The following is a 1,662-nucleotide window of genomic DNA, read 5'->3' on the forward strand; positions in this document are numbered from 1 at the left end:
ATATGAAGCAATTCCTATTCTGATGTTTTTCCACTTATCAGTTTACTAGGAATTGCTTTTTTTTGCATTGGAAATTACAAAAAAGTTGCATGGAGCGCAAGCTTTCCACACAACTTATTATAGAACCAGAAAATTTAGCTTATTATGATGTAGGTATGACTGTAAACTATGATAAGGTTCTAGAGGCTGATGGGTATCGTTGGATTAGTTATCTATCTATCTTTCCAAGGGAATCGCCGTTATATTCCGCTTGAAAAGGTGATGCTTGCTTCACCTGTGGTTACAACTCCAGGTTCAAATTCTGAGGAATCACGTGCTCATTCAATGCCATCAAGTGGTACCTATAAATTTAAAGAAACATCTTATGTCAGAGATGAGCCTAAGATGTCAGCGGTTATCATAGCTCGGTATGATGTAGGTATGACTGTCAATTATGATAAAATCTTGAAGTCTGAGGGTCATGACTGGCTTAGCTATATCTCAAGATCAGGTGTAAGAAGATATATTGCGATTAATTAGAGGAGTTATCGGATGAAAAAAAGTGGTGTTCTATTATTAGCAGTCTTATTGTTAGTAGCTTGTTCGAAGGAATCTAAGGTTGAAAATAAATCAACTAGTTCATCTAGTAGTATTCAACAAGCTAAGAGTTCATCATCTATGAGTAAGAGTAGTTCTTCTAGCTCTAAGATTCGTCTTAAGCCGGCTAGTTCTACTGAGGTGAACTCTGGGGCGATACTTTCAAGTGAATCGCTAGTGGGAGAGCAGGCGGCTTCTTCTCAACAAGTCAGTCAAGGAGTATCTGCTACTGAATCTGTTGTTACGAGTGAAACTTCCCCAGTTTCAGGGGATGAGATGGCATCTTCTGTAAATATTGGTGATGCTTTGGTATCAGGGGATTTCTCTTCTGTAGCAGGTACATGGCAGGATGAGTATGGTAATCAGATAACTATGGGTGCGGATGGGTCACTTCAGATTAGGATGGCATCTGGGGATCATATTTCAGAAGAAGCGAGAGAAAATTTGAGTCGGGATTTATATGTGAGAAATGGATATGGTTCATGGGATGGTAGCACTTATAGTAATCGTTTAGCGAATGATGGTCATACCTCAGGTCTACCTAATTTATTTATAAATCCCAATTTAGGAACGATTTCTTTAGGCTCAGATTATGTTGAAACTTATTCAGGAACATTTTCACGTGTTGAATAATTCATAAAAGGTTGGGAAATCCCAGCCTTTTATGTTTAGCATGTCTTTCATCTGGATTCTCTTTGAATCTATTGATGGTGATGAAATAGCTAAAGAATTGGCTGTGGGAGAGTATCGTCTCTCTTGTTTATACTTTGATTCCTACAACTGCCTCTCTTAATTACCTAGCTGCGATTGTTAATTGGTTGTAATCTTACATTGGAGTGGGGATTGTCCAATAAGTTGTAGGTTCGTAGAAGAGTATCAAATACGTTAGCGAACGTCTCCTTCATGTGATGGATTTCAGTGTCAATCAATTCCTAGAAGAAATCTACTTTTTCTTTAAACCCAAATTATTCATACCTCAGAAGAATCTGTGTAAATGCCTAAAAAATCATCAGAAACAACCAATAATCAACTGGAATTTCTGATGATTTTTATTATTCACCAAATTGTTCTAGGGATAAAAATGTA

3 protein-coding genes are annotated in these 1,662 nt (G+C 37.2%); all 3 read left to right on the forward strand.

Translation table 11 applies throughout. From position 1 onward, the window contains the following. The first annotated feature begins 89 nt into the window (after nucleotides 1–89). From E4T71_RS08540 to E4T71_RS08550, 3 genes are read left to right on the forward strand one after another with little or no spacing between them, the layout of a single operon-like run. Nucleotides 90–254: an SH3 domain-containing protein gene (locus E4T71_RS08540; protein WP_306766728.1), complete on the forward strand. Its 165-nt coding sequence runs from the start codon at nucleotides 90–92 to the stop codon at nucleotides 252–254. Continuing rightward, a complete protein-coding gene (locus E4T71_RS10515; protein ID WP_306766727.1) occupies nucleotides 190–519 on the forward strand; it encodes an SH3 domain-containing protein in 330 nt (109 codons plus the stop codon). The genes E4T71_RS08540 and E4T71_RS10515 overlap by 65 nt, the downstream gene beginning before the upstream one ends. A 12-nt stretch (nucleotides 520–531) precedes the next feature. Next, nucleotides 532–1,209: a DUF6287 domain-containing protein gene (locus E4T71_RS08550; RefSeq protein WP_135038903.1), complete on the forward strand. Its 678-nt coding sequence runs from the start codon at nucleotides 532–534 to the stop codon at nucleotides 1,207–1,209. Nucleotides 1,210–1,662: the final 453 nt, after the last annotated feature.

The sequence above is a fragment of the Streptococcus sp. WM07 genome, assembly GCF_004570525.1.
Taxonomy (GTDB): Bacteria; Bacillota; Bacilli; order Lactobacillales; family Streptococcaceae; genus Streptococcus.